The organism is Methylobacterium sp. BE186 (assembly GCF_031457035.1).
GTDB lineage: Bacteria > Pseudomonadota > Alphaproteobacteria > Rhizobiales > Beijerinckiaceae > Methylobacterium > Methylobacterium segetis.
On the sequence record NZ_JAVDVV010000002.1, the window covers coordinates 172,205 to 187,762 of the forward strand.

The 15,558-nt window shown below is 73.1% G+C and carries 14 protein-coding genes and 1 tRNA gene; 4 read left to right on the forward strand and 11 right to left on the reverse strand.

The annotated features are described in order from the left end of the window. Positions 1-378: 378 nt before the first annotated feature. A tRNA-Ala gene (locus tag J2X36_RS02920) sits at positions 379-454 on the reverse strand. 114 nt (positions 455-568) lie between these two features. On the opposite strand from J2X36_RS02920, the gene J2X36_RS02925 reads away from it, so the two are divergent. Both J2X36_RS02925 and J2X36_RS02930 read left to right on the forward strand, forming a co-directional pair. After that, entirely contained in the window at positions 569-871 is a 303-nt protein-coding gene (locus tag J2X36_RS02925; RefSeq protein ID WP_132251313.1) for a YggT family protein, read from the forward strand. A 34-nt stretch (positions 872-905) separates the two neighbouring features. Then, positions 906-1,952 carry a MaoC family dehydratase gene (locus J2X36_RS02930; RefSeq protein ID WP_310345961.1) on the forward strand — a complete coding sequence of 349 codons (1,047 nt, stop codon included), beginning with the start codon at positions 906-908 and terminating at the stop codon, positions 1,950-1,952. Between the two features lie 86 nt (positions 1,953-2,038). Here the strand turns inward: J2X36_RS02930 and J2X36_RS02935 are convergent, their stop codons facing one another. Then, positions 2,039-2,842, reverse strand: coding sequence for a TSUP family transporter (locus J2X36_RS02935; RefSeq protein ID WP_310345964.1), 804 nt, complete (start codon positions 2,840-2,842; stop codon positions 2,039-2,041). Positions 2,843-2,873: 31 nt separating this feature from the next. Further along, positions 2,874-3,017, reverse strand: a complete 144-nt coding sequence (locus J2X36_RS02940; RefSeq protein WP_310345967.1) for a hypothetical protein — start codon at positions 3,015-3,017, stop codon at positions 2,874-2,876. Positions 3,018-3,494: 477 nt separating this feature from the next. On the opposite strand from J2X36_RS02940, the gene J2X36_RS02945 reads away from it, so the two are divergent. Beyond that, the gene (locus J2X36_RS02945; protein ID WP_310345971.1) at positions 3,495-4,583 is read left to right on the forward strand and encodes a calcium-binding protein; all 1,089 of its coding nucleotides are present in this window, start codon (positions 3,495-3,497) and stop codon (positions 4,581-4,583) included. Positions 4,584-4,785: 202 nt separating this feature from the next. Here the strand turns inward: J2X36_RS02945 and J2X36_RS02950 are convergent, their stop codons facing one another. Both J2X36_RS02950 and J2X36_RS02955 read right to left on the reverse strand, forming a co-directional pair. Continuing rightward, a complete protein-coding gene (locus tag J2X36_RS02950) occupies positions 4,786-5,229 on the reverse strand; it encodes a group 1 truncated hemoglobin (RefSeq protein ID WP_132251305.1) in 444 nt (147 codons plus the stop codon). Positions 5,230-5,300: 71 nt separating this feature from the next. Then, positions 5,301-5,771, reverse strand: a complete 471-nt coding sequence (locus J2X36_RS02955; protein WP_310345976.1) for a MarR family transcriptional regulator — start codon at positions 5,769-5,771, stop codon at positions 5,301-5,303. A gap of 154 nt (positions 5,772-5,925) precedes the next feature. Between J2X36_RS02955 and J2X36_RS02960 the strand changes: the two genes are divergently transcribed. After that, positions 5,926-6,402, forward strand: coding sequence for an SRPBCC family protein (locus J2X36_RS02960; RefSeq protein ID WP_132251301.1), 477 nt, complete (start codon positions 5,926-5,928; stop codon positions 6,400-6,402). Positions 6,403-6,469: 67 nt separating this feature from the next. Here the strand turns inward: J2X36_RS02960 and efeB are convergent, their stop codons facing one another. From efeB to J2X36_RS02990, 6 genes are all read right to left on the reverse strand, one after another. Continuing rightward, complete coding sequence (gene efeB / locus J2X36_RS02965; RefSeq protein WP_310345980.1) at positions 6,470-7,753, reverse strand: iron uptake transporter deferrochelatase/peroxidase subunit; 1,284 nt, start codon at positions 7,751-7,753, stop codon at positions 6,470-6,472. Positions 7,754-7,862: 109 nt separating this feature from the next. Further along, positions 7,863-8,798 (reverse strand): iron uptake system protein EfeO, encoded by a 936-nt coding sequence (gene efeO, locus J2X36_RS02970; protein WP_310345981.1) that lies wholly within the window; start codon positions 8,796-8,798, stop codon positions 7,863-7,865. 340 nt (positions 8,799-9,138) lie between these two features. Further along, positions 9,139-11,346 (reverse strand): EAL domain-containing protein, encoded by a 2,208-nt coding sequence (locus J2X36_RS02975; protein ID WP_310345983.1) that lies wholly within the window; start codon positions 11,344-11,346, stop codon positions 9,139-9,141. 265 nt (positions 11,347-11,611) lie between these two features. Next, a complete protein-coding gene (locus tag J2X36_RS02980) occupies positions 11,612-12,094 on the reverse strand; it encodes a PTS sugar transporter subunit IIA (protein WP_310345985.1) in 483 nt (160 codons plus the stop codon). After that, on the reverse strand, positions 12,094-12,840 hold the full coding sequence (locus J2X36_RS02985) for a response regulator transcription factor (protein ID WP_310345987.1): 747 nt from the start codon (positions 12,838-12,840) through the stop codon (positions 12,094-12,096). The genes J2X36_RS02980 and J2X36_RS02985 overlap by 1 nt, the downstream gene beginning before the upstream one ends. Further along, a complete protein-coding gene (locus J2X36_RS02990) occupies positions 12,837-15,551 on the reverse strand; it encodes a sensor histidine kinase KdpD (RefSeq protein ID WP_310345990.1) in 2,715 nt (904 codons plus the stop codon). Before J2X36_RS02990 ends, J2X36_RS02985 begins: the two co-directional genes overlap by 4 nt. Between the last annotated feature and the right edge of the window lie 7 nt (positions 15,552-15,558).

The window sequence follows — 15,558 nt, forward strand, 5'->3', positions numbered from 1 at the left end:
GAACGTGGCTGAGCTGGAGCACGCAGCGTGACCTTCGTTGCTGAATCGTTGACCCACCGAGCGAGGGAAGGAGCGGAACCGCAGCCGGCCCGCAGCGGACGCCGGTCCCTGCGCGATCCGTTGCTGCAGGTTCTGAACCGATGCCGGCCGGCGGCCGATCTCGACCGCTGCGGTTTCGAGCGGCCTTGCCGACGGGCGTCAAGGCGCGGGCTTAAGGCTTTCGGGCGACGAGCAGCCGCCAGGCGTTTCCGCGAAGGTTCGCGGCCGAATAGCGTGGGGAGAAACGATCCGAAGACATGGGGAGACTCCGGGGTGAAAACCCGGGGAGTCGACCTGTAAATCGTTGCCACCACTCACTTTTCCAGAAGTGAAAAGAAGTGGTGGAGCTGAGGGGATTCGAACCCCTGACCTCCGCAGTGCGATTGCGGCGCTCTCCCATCTGAGCTACAGCCCCGTCGAGGCGCCGGCCTTGTAGGCTTGGGCCCCTCAGCCTGTCAATTCCCGAATCTCGCTGCCCTCCCGCCGCGCGCGGTTCGGGTGCGGGCCGACGAGGACATCAGATCCCCGCATGAACGCCTTCATCTGGCTCTTCGACACCGTCGTGCAGCTCTTCATCTACGTCCTCATCGCCAGTGCCGTGCTGAGCTGGCTCGTGGCCTTCAACGTGGTGAACGTGCGCAACCCGATCGTCGCCCAGATCGGCGAGGTGCTCTACCGCATCACGGAGCCCGTGCTGCGGCCGATCCGCAACCTCCTGCCGAACCTCGGCGGCATCGACATCTCGCCGATCATCCTGATCCTGCTGCTGCTCTTCGCGAGCCGGCTGCTGCACGAGTTCGTGCCGACGCAGACCACCGTCTACACCCGCTGAGCCGGCATCCCCGAAGGACGAGACGACCCGCCCCATGAAGACCAACCCCGGCCGCTTCTTCGAGGATTTCCGCCTCGGCGAGACCATCCGCCACGCGACGCCCCGCACCGTCACCACGGGCGACGTCGCGCTCTACACCGCGCTCTACGGGCCGCGCTTCGCCGTGCAATCGTCGGACGCCTTCGCCCGCGCCGTCGGCTACCCGCAGAGCCCGCTGGACGACCTCCTGACCTTCCACGTCGTGTTCGGCAAGACCGTACCCGACATCTCCTTGAACGCGCTCGCCAATCTCGGCTACGCCGAGGGCGGGTTCCGGCGCCCGGTCTACCCGGGCGAGACGCTCTCGACCGTCTCCGAGGTGATCGGCCTGAAGGAGAGCTCGAACCGGCAGACGGGTGTCGTCTACGTGCGCTCGGTGGGCTCGGACGCCCGGGGCGAGACGGTGCTGAGCTATTGCCGCTGGGTCCTGGTGCGCAAGCGCGATCCCGAGGCGAAGGTCGCCGAGGAGCACGTGCCGAGCCTCGCCAAGGTGGTGGATCCGACCGACCTCGCGGGGGCGCTGCCGCCGATCGACCGCGCGGCCTACGATGTCGATCTCGCCGGCAGCCCCTACCGCTTCGGCGACTACACGGCGGGCGAGCGGATCGACCATGTCGACGGCATGACCGTCGAGGAGGCCGAGCACCAGATCGCGACGCGGCTGTTCCAGAACACGGCCAAGGTGCATTTCGACGCGTTTGCCACCAAGGAGACCCGGTTCGGCCGGCGCCTGATCTATGGCGGCCACGTCATCTCGCTGGCGCGCGCCTTGAGTTTCAACGGGTTAGCCAACGCGTTCGCGATGGCCGGGATCAATGCGGGCCGCCACGTCGCGCCGCTGTTTGCCGGCGACACGGTCTATGCCTGGAGCGAGGTGGTGGAGACGGCGGACCTGCCGGGCCGCGACGATGTCGGCCTGCTGCGGCTGCGGACGGTCGCCACCAAGAACCAGCCCTGCGGCGCCTTCCCCGACAGGCAGGGCGAGGGCTACGACCCGGCCGTGATCCTCGACCTCGATTACTGGGCCTTCATGCCCAAATAATCGCGCCGACGCGATGATGCCCGGATGATCGCGCTCGCGACGCGATCGCGTTTCGCGGCCCCCGCGCGTAGATCGCGATCATCCCCTCAGCCCGGCGCGAGCAGGCCGAGCACGGCCTGCCGCAGGGGGTTTGCCGGGTCCGAGAGGAGCCGCAGCGCCATCGCGCAGGCGATGGTGACGAGGAGCGGGCGGATCAGCCGGGCGCCGAGGCGTACCGCCAGCATCGAGCCGACCTGCGCGCCGAGGAAGGCGCCCGCCGCCATGGCGAGGCCGATGGACCAGACCACGTGGCCGGAGGCGGCGAACAGGGCGAGGCTGCCGAGGTTGCTCGCGGCGTTGGCGAGCTTGGTGTGGGCGGTGGCGCGCACCACGCCGAGGCCGAGGAGCGTGACGAAGCCGACCATGTAGAAGGCCCCCGCCCCCGGCCCGAACACGCCGTCGTAGAAGCCGACCGCGGGCGCGAGGCTGAGCGCGAAGGCCGCGGGCGTCAGCCGGGCGGTGGCGTCCTCGCTCGACATGCGCTTGGCGGTGGCGAAGTAGAGGGCCATCCCGATCAGCAGCACGGGCACCGCGGCATCGAGCACGGCGCGGGGCAGGAGGCTGACGCAGAGGGCGCCGAGGATCGAGGCCCCGCCCGCCATCACGGCGATCGGCCACGCCCGCGGCCAGTCGATCAGGCCGCGCCGGGCGAAGGCGAGGGTCGCCGAGCCGGAGCCGGCGCTGCTCTGCAGCTTGTTCGTCGCGATGGCGCTGACCGGATCGAGCCCCGACAGGATCAGCGCCGGCATGGTGATGAGCCCGCCCCCGCCCGCGATCGCGTCGACGCAGCCCGCCGCGACCGCGACCGCGAAGAGGCCGGCGATCAAGTCCCACTCGACGCCCCCGATCACGACGCCCCCTCCCCCCGCCCGGCCCGCACGCTCAGGCGCCCCCGGCGCGCGCCGCCGGGGGGCGGCCCGCCGGGGCGGTGCGGCCGCGGGTCCGGGCGGTGCGGTCGTGGGTCAGGACGGTGCGGGAGCGCCAAGGGCCGGGGATCGGCGTCTCGATGAGGGGCCAGGACTGCATCACGAACCGGATCATGCGGAGGCTGAGGAGGGCGAGGTGCGGGAGCGGAGCGCGGGCGCGAGACCCGGCCTCGTCCGGTGCGGCGGGCGGCCGTGGAGGGAGATGCCGTAGGAGCAATCGCCCGGCTTGAAAAGAGGCGGCCCTATGGGTCCCTGCCGTCGAGGCCGGCGCGCCCCGGCACGGGGCCGCCGAAAGCCTCCGGCTTCAGCTTGGCCGCCGCACGCCGCCGGGACAGGTGAGGCCGCCCCGGCTCGGGGCCGGGCCTCGTCGGCTCATCCAAGTAGAAATCCACTCCCTGCGGCCGAGTGCCGCGTGCGAATGCAGAATTGCCTCAGCACAGGTGTAGTCCCGGGCTTCAAGCTTGGCGATCGGCTTCAGAAAAGTTCACGGTTTAATCCTTGTTAAGGATACGTTCCCCTGCGCGCCCGGTTGGCACATCGGCTGAATGCGAGATGCGCAGCTTAGGGAGACGCTCACATGGCGACGATCTCGGGCACGGACGGTCCCAACACGCTCACCGGCACCAACGACGACGACATCATCCTCGGTCTTCTGGGCAACGACACGATCACGGATCCGGGCGGCTTCAACCGGATCGACGGTCAGGGTGGAAACGACACGATCACCGGCGGGAACGACCTCGATTACATCGCGGGCGGGCCAGGCGACGATACGATCTATGGTCGGGACGGCAACGATCAGATCATCGGCGAGACCGGCAACGACACGATCTACGGCCAGACGGGCGACGACTACGCCGCGGGCAATCCCGGTGACGACATCCTCTACGGCGGGACCGGCCGTGACTTCCTCGTCGGCGAAGCGGGTCGCGATCAGGTCTTCGGCGAGGACGGGAACGACTTCGTGGCGGGCGGCGACGACGACGACCTCGTCGATGGCGGTGCCGGCAACGACCTCGTCGACGGCGACCTCGGGAACGACACGCTCCTGGGCCGCGCCGGCAATGACACGCTGTTCGGCGATTTCGGCGACGATCGGATGACCGGCGGCGCCGGGGACGACCTCCTCGATGGCGGTCCCGGACGCGACACCGCCGTGTTCGACTTCACCCTCGCCAGCGCAACGATCGATGCGCGGGGCACCCTCGCCGTCGTCGGCGGGTCGAGCGGCACGGACACCGTGAAGACCGTTGAGGTGTTCGAGTTCGCCGATCGCACCGTCGTGCAAGGCGACGGCAACGCGCTCGTGGACGACCTGTTCTATCTCAGCCACAACCCGGACGTGGCGGCGTCGGGTCTCGATGCGGAGGCGCATTTCGCCACGTTCGGCTGGAAGGAAGGGCGCGATCCGAACGCGTTCTTCGACACGGAAGGGTATCTCAACGCCTATGCCGACGTGAGGGCGGCCGGCATCAATCCGCTGGAGCACTACCTGACCTATGGCTGGAAGGAGGGCCGCGATCCCTCGGCCGAGTTCGACACCCGCGGCTACCTCGCGGCGAACCAGGATGTGGCCGCAGCCGGCATCAACCAGCTCGGGCATTACCTGGAATACGGGGCCGTCGAGGGTCGCACCCCGGTGAGCGACGGCACCTTCTTCCACTAGGATCGGGCGAGCAGCCGTCCCGGCTGAACCTCCGCAAAGACGGGAAGCTCCCGCGAAGCCCCGCAGCCTCCCGGCTGCGGGGCTGACACGGCTGAGGCGGCAACCCGACCGGGTTGCCGCGCGGCCGGCAGCGGCAGGGTAGGCCAGGCACTCGGCCGGGGCGCCCCCCCCCGCCGACAACCCCCCATCCCGGCGCCCGGCCTCAGGCGCCCTGGTGGCTCGGGTGGACCACCATCGAGCGGTAGCTCTCGATGATGTCCATGAACTCGTTGAACTCGCGGTCGGGGACGTTCAGCTGGTAGAGCGAGGTCCGGATCTCGGTCGCGACGATGTCGAACTCGCGGGGGCTCACGGTCAGGTGGGCGTGGCTCTCGCGCATGTCCCGGCCGGGGTAGCATTTCGGCCCGCCGGTCTGCTCCACGCTCCAGGCCGTGACCAGGAACTTGAAGCCGGCATGCCCGTTCTGGGCGTGGAACTCGGCCACCTTCGGGTTGGCATTGGCCGCGCCGTTCACGTAGAGCCGGTCGACGAGGTTGTCGACGGCGGCGGCGATGCCGTAGACCCCGCCGAGCCGCTCGTAGAGGCTGGCCTCCCGGGGCACGCCGCCCGTCAGCTGCTCCGGGATGTCGGTGATCACCTCGGTCATGGTCGTCTCCTCCTGTTCGGTCCGTTGGCGGACCTGTCGCGCGGGCCGTCGTTGCGGGCCGCGACGAGCCGTCAGGGCGGCTCGTTCCGGGGCACCGCGCCCGAGGCGGCGATGCGGTCGGTGAGATCCTTCAGCTCCTGCCGCAGGGCGGCGAGGTCCCCCTCGGCGAGGCCGGTGCGGCAGACCACGGCCCCCTGCACGGTGGCGGCCCTGTCCTCCAGCGCGCGCCCGGCCTCCGTCAGCGCGACGAGGACGAGGCGCCGGTCCGCGGCGCGGGCCCGGGTGACGAGGCCGGCCGCCTCGAGCCGGTCGACCAGCGGCGTGATCGCGCTCGGCCCGAGCTGAAGCCGCGCGGCGAGCTCGTGGACCGGGGTCACGCCGTCCTGCCAGAGGGCCAGCATCACGAGATATTGCGGGTAGGTGAGCCCGACTTCGGCGAGCAGCGGCCGGTAGGCGCGCACCACCGCGTTCGTCGCGGCGTAGAGGGCGAAGCAGAGCTGGTCGTCCAGCCTCAATATCCCGTGCTTGATCGACGTCGCCATTGACCGGCATTCCCTTCAGACATTAACGATCCACGCGTGAACGACGCTGTCAACCGGCCGGGTCATCCGCTCACGGCATGATGATCCACCGGCCCGGCCTCGTGCGCAGCGAGCGAGACCTGACGCAAGGGTCCGCCAGAGGAGAGGAAACACGATGACGAGGAAGTTCCTGCTCGCGACGGTTGCCGTCGCGGCCCTGTCCGCCACGCCGGCCCTGGCGCTCGACGTGACCAAGACCGCGACCGTCGCCGCGCCGCCCGCCACCGTCTGGAAGACGATCGGCCAGTTCTGCGGCATCGGCGACTGGCATCCGGCGGTGGAGAAATGCGCCCTCTCCGAGACGGGCGGCAAGAAGGTGCGCACCCTCAGCCTGAAGGGCGGCGGCACCATCGTCGAGGAGGAGCAGTCCCGCGACGACACGGGCATGGCCTACACCTACACCATCGTGGAGAGCCCCCTGCCCGTCTCCGGCTACCGGTCGACCCTCAGCGTCGCCCCGGAGGGCTCGGGCTCGAAGCTGACTTGGACGGGCTCGTTCCAGGCCAAGGGCGCCCCGGACGCCAAGGCCCAGGAGATCATCGGCGGCATCTACGAGGCCGGCTTCAAGGGCATCTCCGAGAAGGCGAAGTAGGCCCTCCCGTCCCGCGGGGGGCCTGCGCCCTCCGCGGGGCATTCCTGGCGTCTCTTGGGCGGCCCCCTCAGGCCCCCTCCAGCAGGCCCTGCCCGAGCCAGCCGCCGGGTTCCGGCACGCCGGGCAGCGCGAAGAAGTAGCCGCCGCCGATCGGGCGGATGTACTCCTCCAGCTGCTCGCCGCTGAGGCGGGTCTGGATCGCGAGGAAGCCCGCGGTCAGGTCCGCCTGATAGCAGGCGAAGAGGAGGCCCATGTCGAGCTGGCCCGCCGGGGTGAGGCCGCGGGAATAATTGTAGCTGCGCCGCAGGATCAGGCTCGCCCGGGTCTCGGCGCTGCGGGGGTTCGCCCGGCGGATATGGGCGGCGAGCGCGATGCGGGCGCCGTCGGGGTCCGCCTCGTAATCGGGCGCGGCCCGCTCGTCGGTGCGGCCCAGTGGGGCGCCGCTCGCCTTGTGGCGGCCGATGATCGCCTCCTGCTCGCGCAGGGGCGTGCGGTCCCAGCGCTCGACGAGGGTGCGGATCACCCGTACCACCTGGTAGCTGCCGCCCGCCGCCCAGGCCGGCTCCGGCCCCCCTGCCCGCACCCAGACGTAGCGGTCCATCAACTCGGAATTGCGGGCGTCGAGGTTGGCCGTGCCGTCCTTGAAGCCGAGCAGGTTGCGCACCGTGTCGGCGCCCATCGACTTGACCACGTGCGGGGGCAGGAAGCCCTCGATCTTCCAGCGCACCGTGGCGAGGCCCGGCAGGTGCTTGAGCACGTCGCGCAGGGCGTGGATGTTGGTCTCGGCGGTGTTGGCGCAGAGCTGCAGCATCAGGTCGCCGTGGCACTGGCTGGCGTCGAGGGCGTCGTTGGGGAAGCGCTCCATCTGGCCGAGGCGGCGGGGCCGGAGCCGCGCGAGGCCGAAGCGGTAATCGAACAGGCTGGCGCCGACCGAGAGCGTGGCCGTCAGGTTGTCGGGGAAGACGACGGGGCCGAGCAGGCCCGAATCCGGGGCCGGCAGGCGCGGGTCGATCTCGGGGACCGGGCCGCCCTTGGTCAGGAAGGCGAGGCGCTCGGTGAGGATCTGGAGGAGGCGGGCGAGCTCGCCCCGGTTCTCGGCCAGCACGTCGAAGGCGGCGTAGAGCACGCTCGCGGGCTGGGGCGTGACGATGCCGGCCTGATGGGAGCCGTAGAAGGCCTGCGCGTCGCGGGTGCCGTCGCTGCGCGCGTCCGGCATCGTCTCGCCGCGGGGGGCTTGCGGCGGCAGGCCCTCGCTCGCCCGCGCCGGCAGCGCCAGCGCGCCCGCCGCGCCGAGCGCCCCGATGAGCCCGCGCCGCGACGGGCCGGACCCGCCCCTTCCCTGCCCGCTCATGTCTCGTCTCCGGTTCGCGCGGTCCTGGTTCGACCTCTCCCGGACGGGAGAGGTGGCGCCTCTCCGCCTGCCGCGATGCGGACGGGTGCGGGGATGGGCAGGCCCGCCATCAATCGAGCCCCAGGCGCCCGCGCAGGGTCGCCAATTCCTCGGCCAGCACCGTCACCGGACCCTTGAGCGCGTTCCGGTCCCGGTCGGTCAGGCGGTCGAAGCTGACGAAGCCGCCCTCCGGCGTCCGGTGGCGGGCGAGCTGGCCCGCGATCCGGCTGAAGGCGCGCTCGGCCCGGTCGACGAAGGCGGGGTCGCGCCCGGCGAGGTGCGGGCGCAGCAGGGCGAAGATGGCCTGCGCGCCCTCCAGGTTCCCGGCGAGATCGAACAGGTCGGTGCGGCTGTAGCGCTCCTCCTCGCCGCTGATCTTGGTGGCGGCGATCTCCTCGATCAGCGTCGCCGCCCCGCCGACCATGCGCACGGGCGGGATCGCGAGGTCGGCGACGCGCTCGCGCAGCTCCGCGGCATCGGCCACGAGGCGCTCGGCGACCGGGTTCAGGCCGGCGGTGCTGCGGTCGAGGAAGAGCCCGCGCTCCAGCCGGTGGAAGCCGATGAAGGCGGGGTCGCGGTCCTTCAGCTCGAAGGCGTCGGCGCGCATGTCCAGGCTGCGGGCGAGCTCGGGCACCATCAGGGCGACGGGCTCGATCCGCTCGTAGGGCTGGCGGGCCGGCGCGTAGAGGCCCTGCGCCTCGGCCAGCCGCCCTGCCTTGACCGCGTCCGCGAGGCGCACCGTGCGGGCGAGGAACTCGTCGGCCTGGGCGAGCACGTAGCGCCGATAGGCCGAGACCGCGCCCGAGAGGTCGGCGGGCGCGGGCGATGCGTCGGCCCGGGCGCCCGCGAGGGCCAGGAGGACGGCCAGGATCGTGCCGGCGCGCAGGGCGCGGGCCCGCCCTCGGGGCGGCGCCCGCTCTTGGAGAAATGTCCGCTGTTGGGGACACGCCCGCCCGGGGGCAAACGAGCCCGGTCGGGGCTGATCCTCTGGCCTGTCGCCGGGCATGGGCACTGGGCGGCTCGTGTCGAAGGGCAGGTTGCCGGGACGCGCCTCGCGCGGCCGCCCGGGGTCAGGCCGGCCTGGAGGGGCGCGGGCCGGCTTCTGGCGCGGGAGGCGGACCGGCGTCCGTGCTCGCGAGCACGCGCGGCGCGGGCAAGGAGGGTGTGGGCAAGCGGGGTGAGAGCAACCGGGGTGAGAACAAGCGGGGCGAGAACATGGCGGGCCGACCGTCCGGGCCCGGAATCGGGAGGGCGGGCCGGCTCCGCCCATACAATCGGAGCGGGAATCTCTCAACGCGCCCGCGGCGATCCGCGCGCCTTCGCACGGGATTCGGGCGCGGCGGGCCTCAGGCGACGCGGGTCTGCGGGCGGAGGGCGCCGGGCCGGGCGAGGCGGCGGGCGATCTCCTCGGCCCCGACCGCCCGGCCGTAGAGGTAGCCCTGCCCGCAGGTGCAGCCCATGCCGACGAGGGCGGCCTCCTGCTCCGGGGTCTCGATCCCCTCGGCGACGACGGCGAGGTCGAGGCCGCGGCCGATCTCCAGCACCGCCCGCACGATCGCCGCGTCGTGCGGGTCGGCCAGGATGTCGCGCACGAAGCCGCGGTCGATCTTGAGCTTGGTGAGGGGGAAGAGCTTGAGGGTCGAGAGCGAGGCGTAGCCCGTGCCGAAATCGTCGAGGGCGATGCCGACCCCGTGCGCGTGCAGGCGGCTCAGGGCCGCGCGGGTGCCCGCGTCGTCGAGGAGCGCGATCACCTCCGTCAGCTCGATCTCGAGGGCCGCGGGGGGCAGGCCGTGCCGGGCCAGGGCCTCGAGCACCACGTCGGCCAGGGTTCCGGCCCGGACCTGCTCCGAGAACAGGTTCACGGCCACCGTGACGTCCGGCAGGCCGGCCGCGCGCCACGCGGCCGCCTGCCGGCAGGCCTCGTCGATGGTCCACCAGCCGAAGCGCAGGGCGAGTGCGCTCGACTCGATCGCCGGCAGGAAATCGGCGGGCGGCAGCAGGCCCCGCTCCGGGTGCTGCCAGCGGATCAGCGCCTCGACGCCGCGGATCGCGCCCGTGGCGAGGTCGATCTGCGGCTGGTAGGCGAGCACGATCTCCCCGGCGAGGAGCGCGCCGCGCAGGGCGTCCTGGAGGGCGCGCCGCTCGGCGGCCCGCTCGCGCATCGCCGGTTCGTAGGCGCGGACGCGGCCGGCCGGCTCCCGCCGCGCCCCGTCGAGGGCGAGGTCGAGGCTCGCCATCAGCTCCTCCGCGTCGGTGCCGTGGGCGGGGGCGTGGGCGAGGGCGACGCGGGCGCCGACATGCAGCACGTGCTCGCCGAGGCTGAGCGGGTCCGTGACGGCGGGGATCAGGCCCTCGGCGAGCGCGCGCGCGGCGGCCGCGTCGTCCTGCCCGGGCAGCAGCACGGCGAGCTCGTCCTCGCCGGTCCGGGCGAGCAGCGCCTCGGCCGGGAGCCGGCCGGTGAGGCGCACCACCAGGGCCTCGACCAGCGCGTCGCCGACCGCTTGGCCGAACCCGTCGCCGATGCCGCGCAGGCCCTCGACGGCGATGGCGAGCAGGGTGGCCGGGCGGCCCTCGGCGAGGTGGGCGGCGAGGTCGTCGGTGAGGCGGGCCCGGTTCGGCAGGCCGGTGCGCGGGTCCTGGTGGGCGAGGCGCAGGAGGCGGGCGTCGCGGCGGCGGCGCTCGGAGATGTCGCGCAGCACGGCGCCGACGCCGAGCGTCTCGCCCGAGCCCCAGAGGGTCAGCGACAGCTCGACCGGGATCTCGCTCCCGTCCCGGCAGAGGGCCGTCACCTCGACGGTCTTGCCGTCGAGCCGCGGGGCGCGCCCGGAGGCGACGCCCTTGAGCCCCGCCGCATGGTGGCCGCGCAGGCGCACCGGCACGATGATCCCGACATCCCGCCCGAGGAGTTCGCCCGGGCCGTAGCCGAGAAGCCGCTCGCAGGCGGCGTTGGCGAAGGTGATCGTCCCGGCCCCGTCCGTGGTGATGAGCGCCCAGGCCGTGGCGGCGACGAAGCCGTTCGCGTCCCGCCGCGCCATCGTCCGGCCACGCTGGGCCACCGCCTCCATGACGAGGCTGCCGATCCGGGCGAGGCGGGCGCGGGCCTTCGCGCTCGGCGCGCGGCGCGGCACCCGGTCGGCGACGCAGAGCACGCCGAGGCGGTGGCCGCGGCGCGTCACCAGGGGGACGCCGGCGTAGAAGCGGATGCCGAGGGGGCCGCGCACCGCCGGAAGGTCGCGGAAGCGCGGGTCGGCAGCGGCGTCGGGCACGACGAGCACGCCCTCGCCCGCGAGCGCGGTGGCGCAGAGCCCGTCCGCCCTGGGAAAGTCGGCGAGCCCGCCGAAGCCGATGCCGGCCTTCACCCATTGGTGCTCGGCGTCGAGGAACGAGATCGCGCAGAGCGGCGTCCCGAACAGGTCGGCGGCGAGATCGGCGAGGCGGTCGAAGGCGGCCTCCGGAGGCGTGCCGGCGATCCGGCAGCGCGCCAGCGAGGCGAGGCGGGCACGCTCCGCCTCGAATGCGGGGTGCTCCGCCGTTTCGATCGATGTTCCCTGCATCTCAAACGTCTTCCCGGCCGCGGACCCGCGAGCGGCCGTGATCTTCCGCGGGGAGGAACTAGGGAACCGTTAATGCTGCCAGTTGATCGACCGTCTCAGGCATCCAAATGCTTGCGTCCGACTGCACCCGGCGGCCGGATCTGATCGGAATACGCAGGATCGGCCGCGGCGATGCGCTGCCGGCCCGTTCGAAATGCTGTCCAGGGTGCCCGGCCGGCGGGCCGAACCGGGGCCGAGGCCGGGGATCGGCGATCCGCGGTCCCGCTCAGGGCCGGCCGCACAGCGCGGCCCGGAGGGAGGCCGCGTCGCGCGCGCCGCGCAGGGCGGCGGCGATGCCGGGCTCGCGCAGCCGGCGCGCGATGCAGGCCAGCGCGTTCGGGTGCTCGCCGCCCGCATCCGCCGGCAGCAGCAGCAGGCAGACGAGGTCGACCGGAGCCTCGTCGATCGCGTCGAAGGCGATCGGCTCGCGCAGGCGCGCCAGGATGGCAAAGGGCCGCGCGAGCGCCTCCAGGCGCGCATGGGGCAGCGCCACCCCGTCGCCGACGCCCGTCGAGCCGAGATCCTCGCGCCGCAGGAGGGCGGCGAGGAGTTCGGCCCCGTCGATCGGGAGGGCCCGCGCGGCGCGCCGCGCGAGGTCGCCGAGGAGGGCGGCCTTGCCCGCCGCGCGCAGCCCGTGCAGCACGCCGTCCGGCGCGAGGATGCGGCCGAGACTCGTCGCGTCGGACGGCACCGGTGGCTCGCCCGCCATCAGGCGCCGCTCTCCGCGGGCGGCGGCGCGGCCTCGCCGGGCGCGCGCGGCCCGTGCGCCGGCTCGTCGTCGGGCGCCCGCAGGCGGTAGCCGATCCCGGTCTCGGTGAGCAGGATGCGCGGGCGCTCCGGGTCGGCCTCCAGCTTCTGCCGGAGCTGGCGCATGTAGACGCGCAGGTATTGCGGGTCGGAGGAGGTCGAGACCGCGTGCATCAGCTGCGCGTGGGTCATCACCTTGCCGGCGTTCAGGACGAGCACCCGCAGGAAGTCGTACTCGCGCGGCGTCAGCTTCACCTCGGCGCCGTCGACCCGCACGATGCGCCGGACGAGGTCGACGCTGAGGCGGTCGACCCCGAAGACCGGGCGCTCCCCCTGCGCGGCGAGCTGGTGGCGCAGGGCCGCGCGCAGGCGCGCCAGCAATTCGGCCATGCCGAAGGGCTTGGTGACGTAATCGTCCGCGCCGTGGTCGAGCGCCTCGACCTTGCCGGGCTCGTCGTCGCGGCTCGACAGGACCACCACCGGAAGTCCCGGATGGCTCGCCCGGATCGCGCGGAGGAGGTCGTGCCCGCGCATGTCCGGCAGGCCGAGATCGAGGATGACGAGTTCCACGCTCTCCCGCGCCAGGAGGTCGAGGGCGCTCCGGCCGTCCGGCGCCTCCAGGATGGCGTAGCCCTGCGTGGCGAGCCCCATCCGCAGGAGCTTGCGGATCGGCGGATCGTCCTCGATGACGAGGATGGACGGTCTCATGCGGCGATGTCCCTCGGCGCGGTCCGGCCCGGCACCGGCAGGCTCACGGCGAAGACGGCGCCGCTCCGGTCGCGGCGGTTGGCGGCGGTCAGGGCCCCGCCCATCGCCTCCACGAAGCCGCGGGCGATGGCGAGTCCGAGCCCCGTCCCGGCCCGGACGCGGTCGCCCTTGCGGGCGCGGTAGAACTTGTCGAAGACCCGCTCGACATCCTCGTCCGGCAGGCCCTCGCCCTCGTCCAGGATCTCGATGCGCACGCGGCCTCCCTCGGCCTGGGCGCGCACCGTCACGGTCGAGCCCTCCGGCGCGTATTTGGCGGCGTTGTCGAGGAGGTTGACGAGGACCTGCTCGACCAGGACGGGATCGAGCCGGAGCGTCGGCAGGCCGGGTGCGACCTCGACGGCGAGGCGGTGGCCGGCCAGCACTCTTTCCACGCGGCGCAGCGCCGTGTCGACCGTCTCGGCCACGTCCTGGAGCGCGAGGTTCGGCGCCACTGCCCCGGCCTCCAGGCGGGTCATGTCGAGGAGGTTGGCGATGAAGCGGTTCAGCCGCTCCGATTCCGCGATGATGGTCGCCAGAAGCTCGGCCTGGGCGTCCGGCGGCAGCGCCGCGTCGAGGTCGCGCAGGGTGGTGGCCGCGCCGAGCACCGAGGCCAGCGGCGTGCGCAGGTCGTGGCTGATCGAGGTGAGGAGGGCACGGGCCAGGCGGTCGGTCTCGGCGGCGCGCTCGGCCCGGTCGAGATCCTCCACGAGGCGGACCCGCTCGATCGCGAGGGCGCCCTGGTCGGAGAGCGCGTCGAGCAGGCGCCGCCCCTCGGGCGTGAGGATCGGGCCGGTCCCGTCCGCGTCGAGGCCGATCACGCCGAGCGTGCCGCGGCCCGTGCGCAGGGGGAGGAACAGGCGCCGGGCGCCGGGCAGCGTGTCGGCGCCGCGCCCGGCCGGGCGGTCGTTGTCGAAGGCCCATTGGGCCGCGGCGAGGTCGGCCGCGTCGAGCCGGTCCTCGGGCGGGTAGCCGGCCCGCACCGTGACGGCCGGTCCCTCCGGCAGCAGGAGCACGACCCGGACCTTCAGCATGGCGGCGACCTGGGCGGAGGTCGCCCAGAGCACGTCGTCGAGGGAGCCGCAGCCGGACAGCTTGCGGGAGAAGCCGTAGAGCCGCTCGGTGGAGCGCGCGCGGGACTGGCTGATCAGAGCCGTCCGCCGCGAGCGGGCGGCGAGGTTCGAGACCAGCACGGCCACGAGGGTGAAGAGCAGGAAGGCGGCGATGTTGGTCGGGTCGGCGATCGTGAAGGTGTAGACGGGCGGCAGGAAGAAGAAGTTGTAGGAGAGCGAGGCGGCCACGACGGCGGCGAGCGAGGGCCCGAGGCCCCAGCGGACCGCGACCGCCACGACGGCGGTGAGCAGGAACAGGTCGGCATTCTCGATGCCGGCATAGGGGGCCGCCAGGAGGGCCGCCCCGAGCCCCGTCGCGGTCGCGATGAGCGCGAGGCCGTAGGGTCCCGCGTCGAACGGGGCGGGGCTCGCCGTGGCGACCGCGCGGCGCGGGAGGCTCTCGGCCGGGGCCGCCTCGCCCGCCACCACGTGGACGCTGATGCTCCCGCTCCGGCGCACGAGGTCGTGCACCACCGAGCCGTTGACGAGCTCGAACGCCCAGGAGCGCGTCGCCTTGCCGACCACGATGTGGTTGACGTTGGCCGAGCGGGCATAGGCCAGGATGTCGTCGGCGATGCGCCGGCCGCCCGGCAGGGTGACGGCGTCGCCCCCGAGCCGGTCGGCGAGCCGCAGCGCCTCGGCGAGGCGGTCGCGCTCCGCCTCGCTGAAGGAGGCGGCGCGCGCGCCCTCGATCGAGAGCGCCGTCCAGGGGGCGTGCAGGCGGTCGGCCAGCCGCTTGGCGTAGCGCACGAGGCCGCCCGCGCGCGGGTCCTCGCTGACGCAGACGAGCACCCGCTCGCCGGCCGCCCAGGGGCCGGCGATCGCGTTCGCCCGCATGTGGCTGAGGAGTTCGTCGTCGACCCGGTCGGCGGTGCGGCGCAGGGCGAGTTCGCGCAGCGCCGTCAGGTTGCCGCGGGAGAAGTAGTGCTCGAGCGCCCGCTCCGCGTTCTCGGGCACGTAGACCTTGCCGTCCTTCAGGCGCTGGATCAGGTCGTCGGGGTTGAGGTCCACCACCTCGATGTCGTCGGCCCGGTCGAGGACCCCGTCCGGCACCGTCTCGCGCACCCGGATCCGGGTGATCGAGGCGACGACGTCGTTGAGGCTCTCGACGTGCTGGATGTTGAGCGTGGTCAGCACGTCGATGCCGGCGTCGAGCAGTTCCTCCACGTCCTGGTAGCGCTTGGGGTGGCGCGAGCCCGGGGCATTGGTGTGGGCGAGCTCGTCGACGAGGGCGAGCCGCGGCCGGCGGGCCAGCAGGGCGTCGAGGTCCATCTCCTCCAGCACCGCGCCGTGATAGGGCACGCAGGCCCTCGGGATCACCGTAAAGCCCTCGAGCAGCGCCTCGGTCTCGGCCCGGCCGTGCGTCTCGACCACGCCGACGACGACGTCGGTGCCGGCCTTCAGCCTGGCGCGGCCGACCGTCAGCATCTCGTAGGTCTTGCCCACGCCCGGCGCCGCGCCGAGGAAGACCTTGAGCCGGCCGCGCCGCCGCTCCTCCCGGCGCGCCGCTTCGAGCAGCGCGTCGGGCGAGGGGCGGGTCGGGTCGCGGCCGGGCTCGGGCATGCCGGAT

Excerpts from the sequence above, each read along its gene's own strand:
- J2X36_RS02925 (WP_132251313.1), top strand. The coding sequence starts at position 569 with ATGAACGCCTTCATCTGGCTCTTCGACACCGTCGTGCAGCTCTTCATC.
- J2X36_RS02930 (WP_310345961.1), top strand. The coding sequence starts at position 906 with ATGAAGACCAACCCCGGCCGCTTCTTCGAGGATTTCCGCCTCGGCGAG.
- J2X36_RS02940 (WP_310345967.1), bottom strand. The coding sequence starts at position 3,017 with ATGCAGTCCTGGCCCCTCATCGAGACGCCGATCCCCGGCCCTTGGCGC.
- J2X36_RS02945 (WP_310345971.1), top strand. The coding sequence starts at position 3,495 with ATGGCGACGATCTCGGGCACGGACGGTCCCAACACGCTCACCGGCACC.
- J2X36_RS02950 (WP_132251305.1), bottom strand. The coding sequence starts at position 5,229 with ATGACCGAGGTGATCACCGACATCCCGGAGCAGCTGACGGGCGGCGTG.
- J2X36_RS02955 (WP_310345976.1), bottom strand. The coding sequence starts at position 5,771 with ATGGCGACGTCGATCAAGCACGGGATATTGAGGCTGGACGACCAGCTC.
- J2X36_RS02960 (WP_132251301.1), top strand. The coding sequence starts at position 5,926 with ATGACGAGGAAGTTCCTGCTCGCGACGGTTGCCGTCGCGGCCCTGTCC.
- efeB (WP_310345980.1), bottom strand. The coding sequence starts at position 7,753 with ATGAGCGGGCAGGGAAGGGGCGGGTCCGGCCCGTCGCGGCGCGGGCTC.
- efeO (WP_310345981.1), bottom strand. The coding sequence starts at position 8,798 with ATGCCCGGCGACAGGCCAGAGGATCAGCCCCGACCGGGCTCGTTTGCC.
- J2X36_RS02975 (WP_310345983.1), bottom strand. The coding sequence starts at position 11,346 with ATGCAGGGAACATCGATCGAAACGGCGGAGCACCCCGCATTCGAGGCG.
- J2X36_RS02980 (WP_310345985.1), bottom strand. The coding sequence starts at position 12,094 with ATGGCGGGCGAGCCACCGGTGCCGTCCGACGCGACGAGTCTCGGCCGC.
- J2X36_RS02985 (WP_310345987.1), bottom strand. The coding sequence starts at position 12,840 with ATGAGACCGTCCATCCTCGTCATCGAGGACGATCCGCCGATCCGCAAG.
- J2X36_RS02990 (WP_310345990.1), bottom strand. The coding sequence starts at position 15,551 with ATGCCCGAGCCCGGCCGCGACCCGACCCGCCCCTCGCCCGACGCGCTG.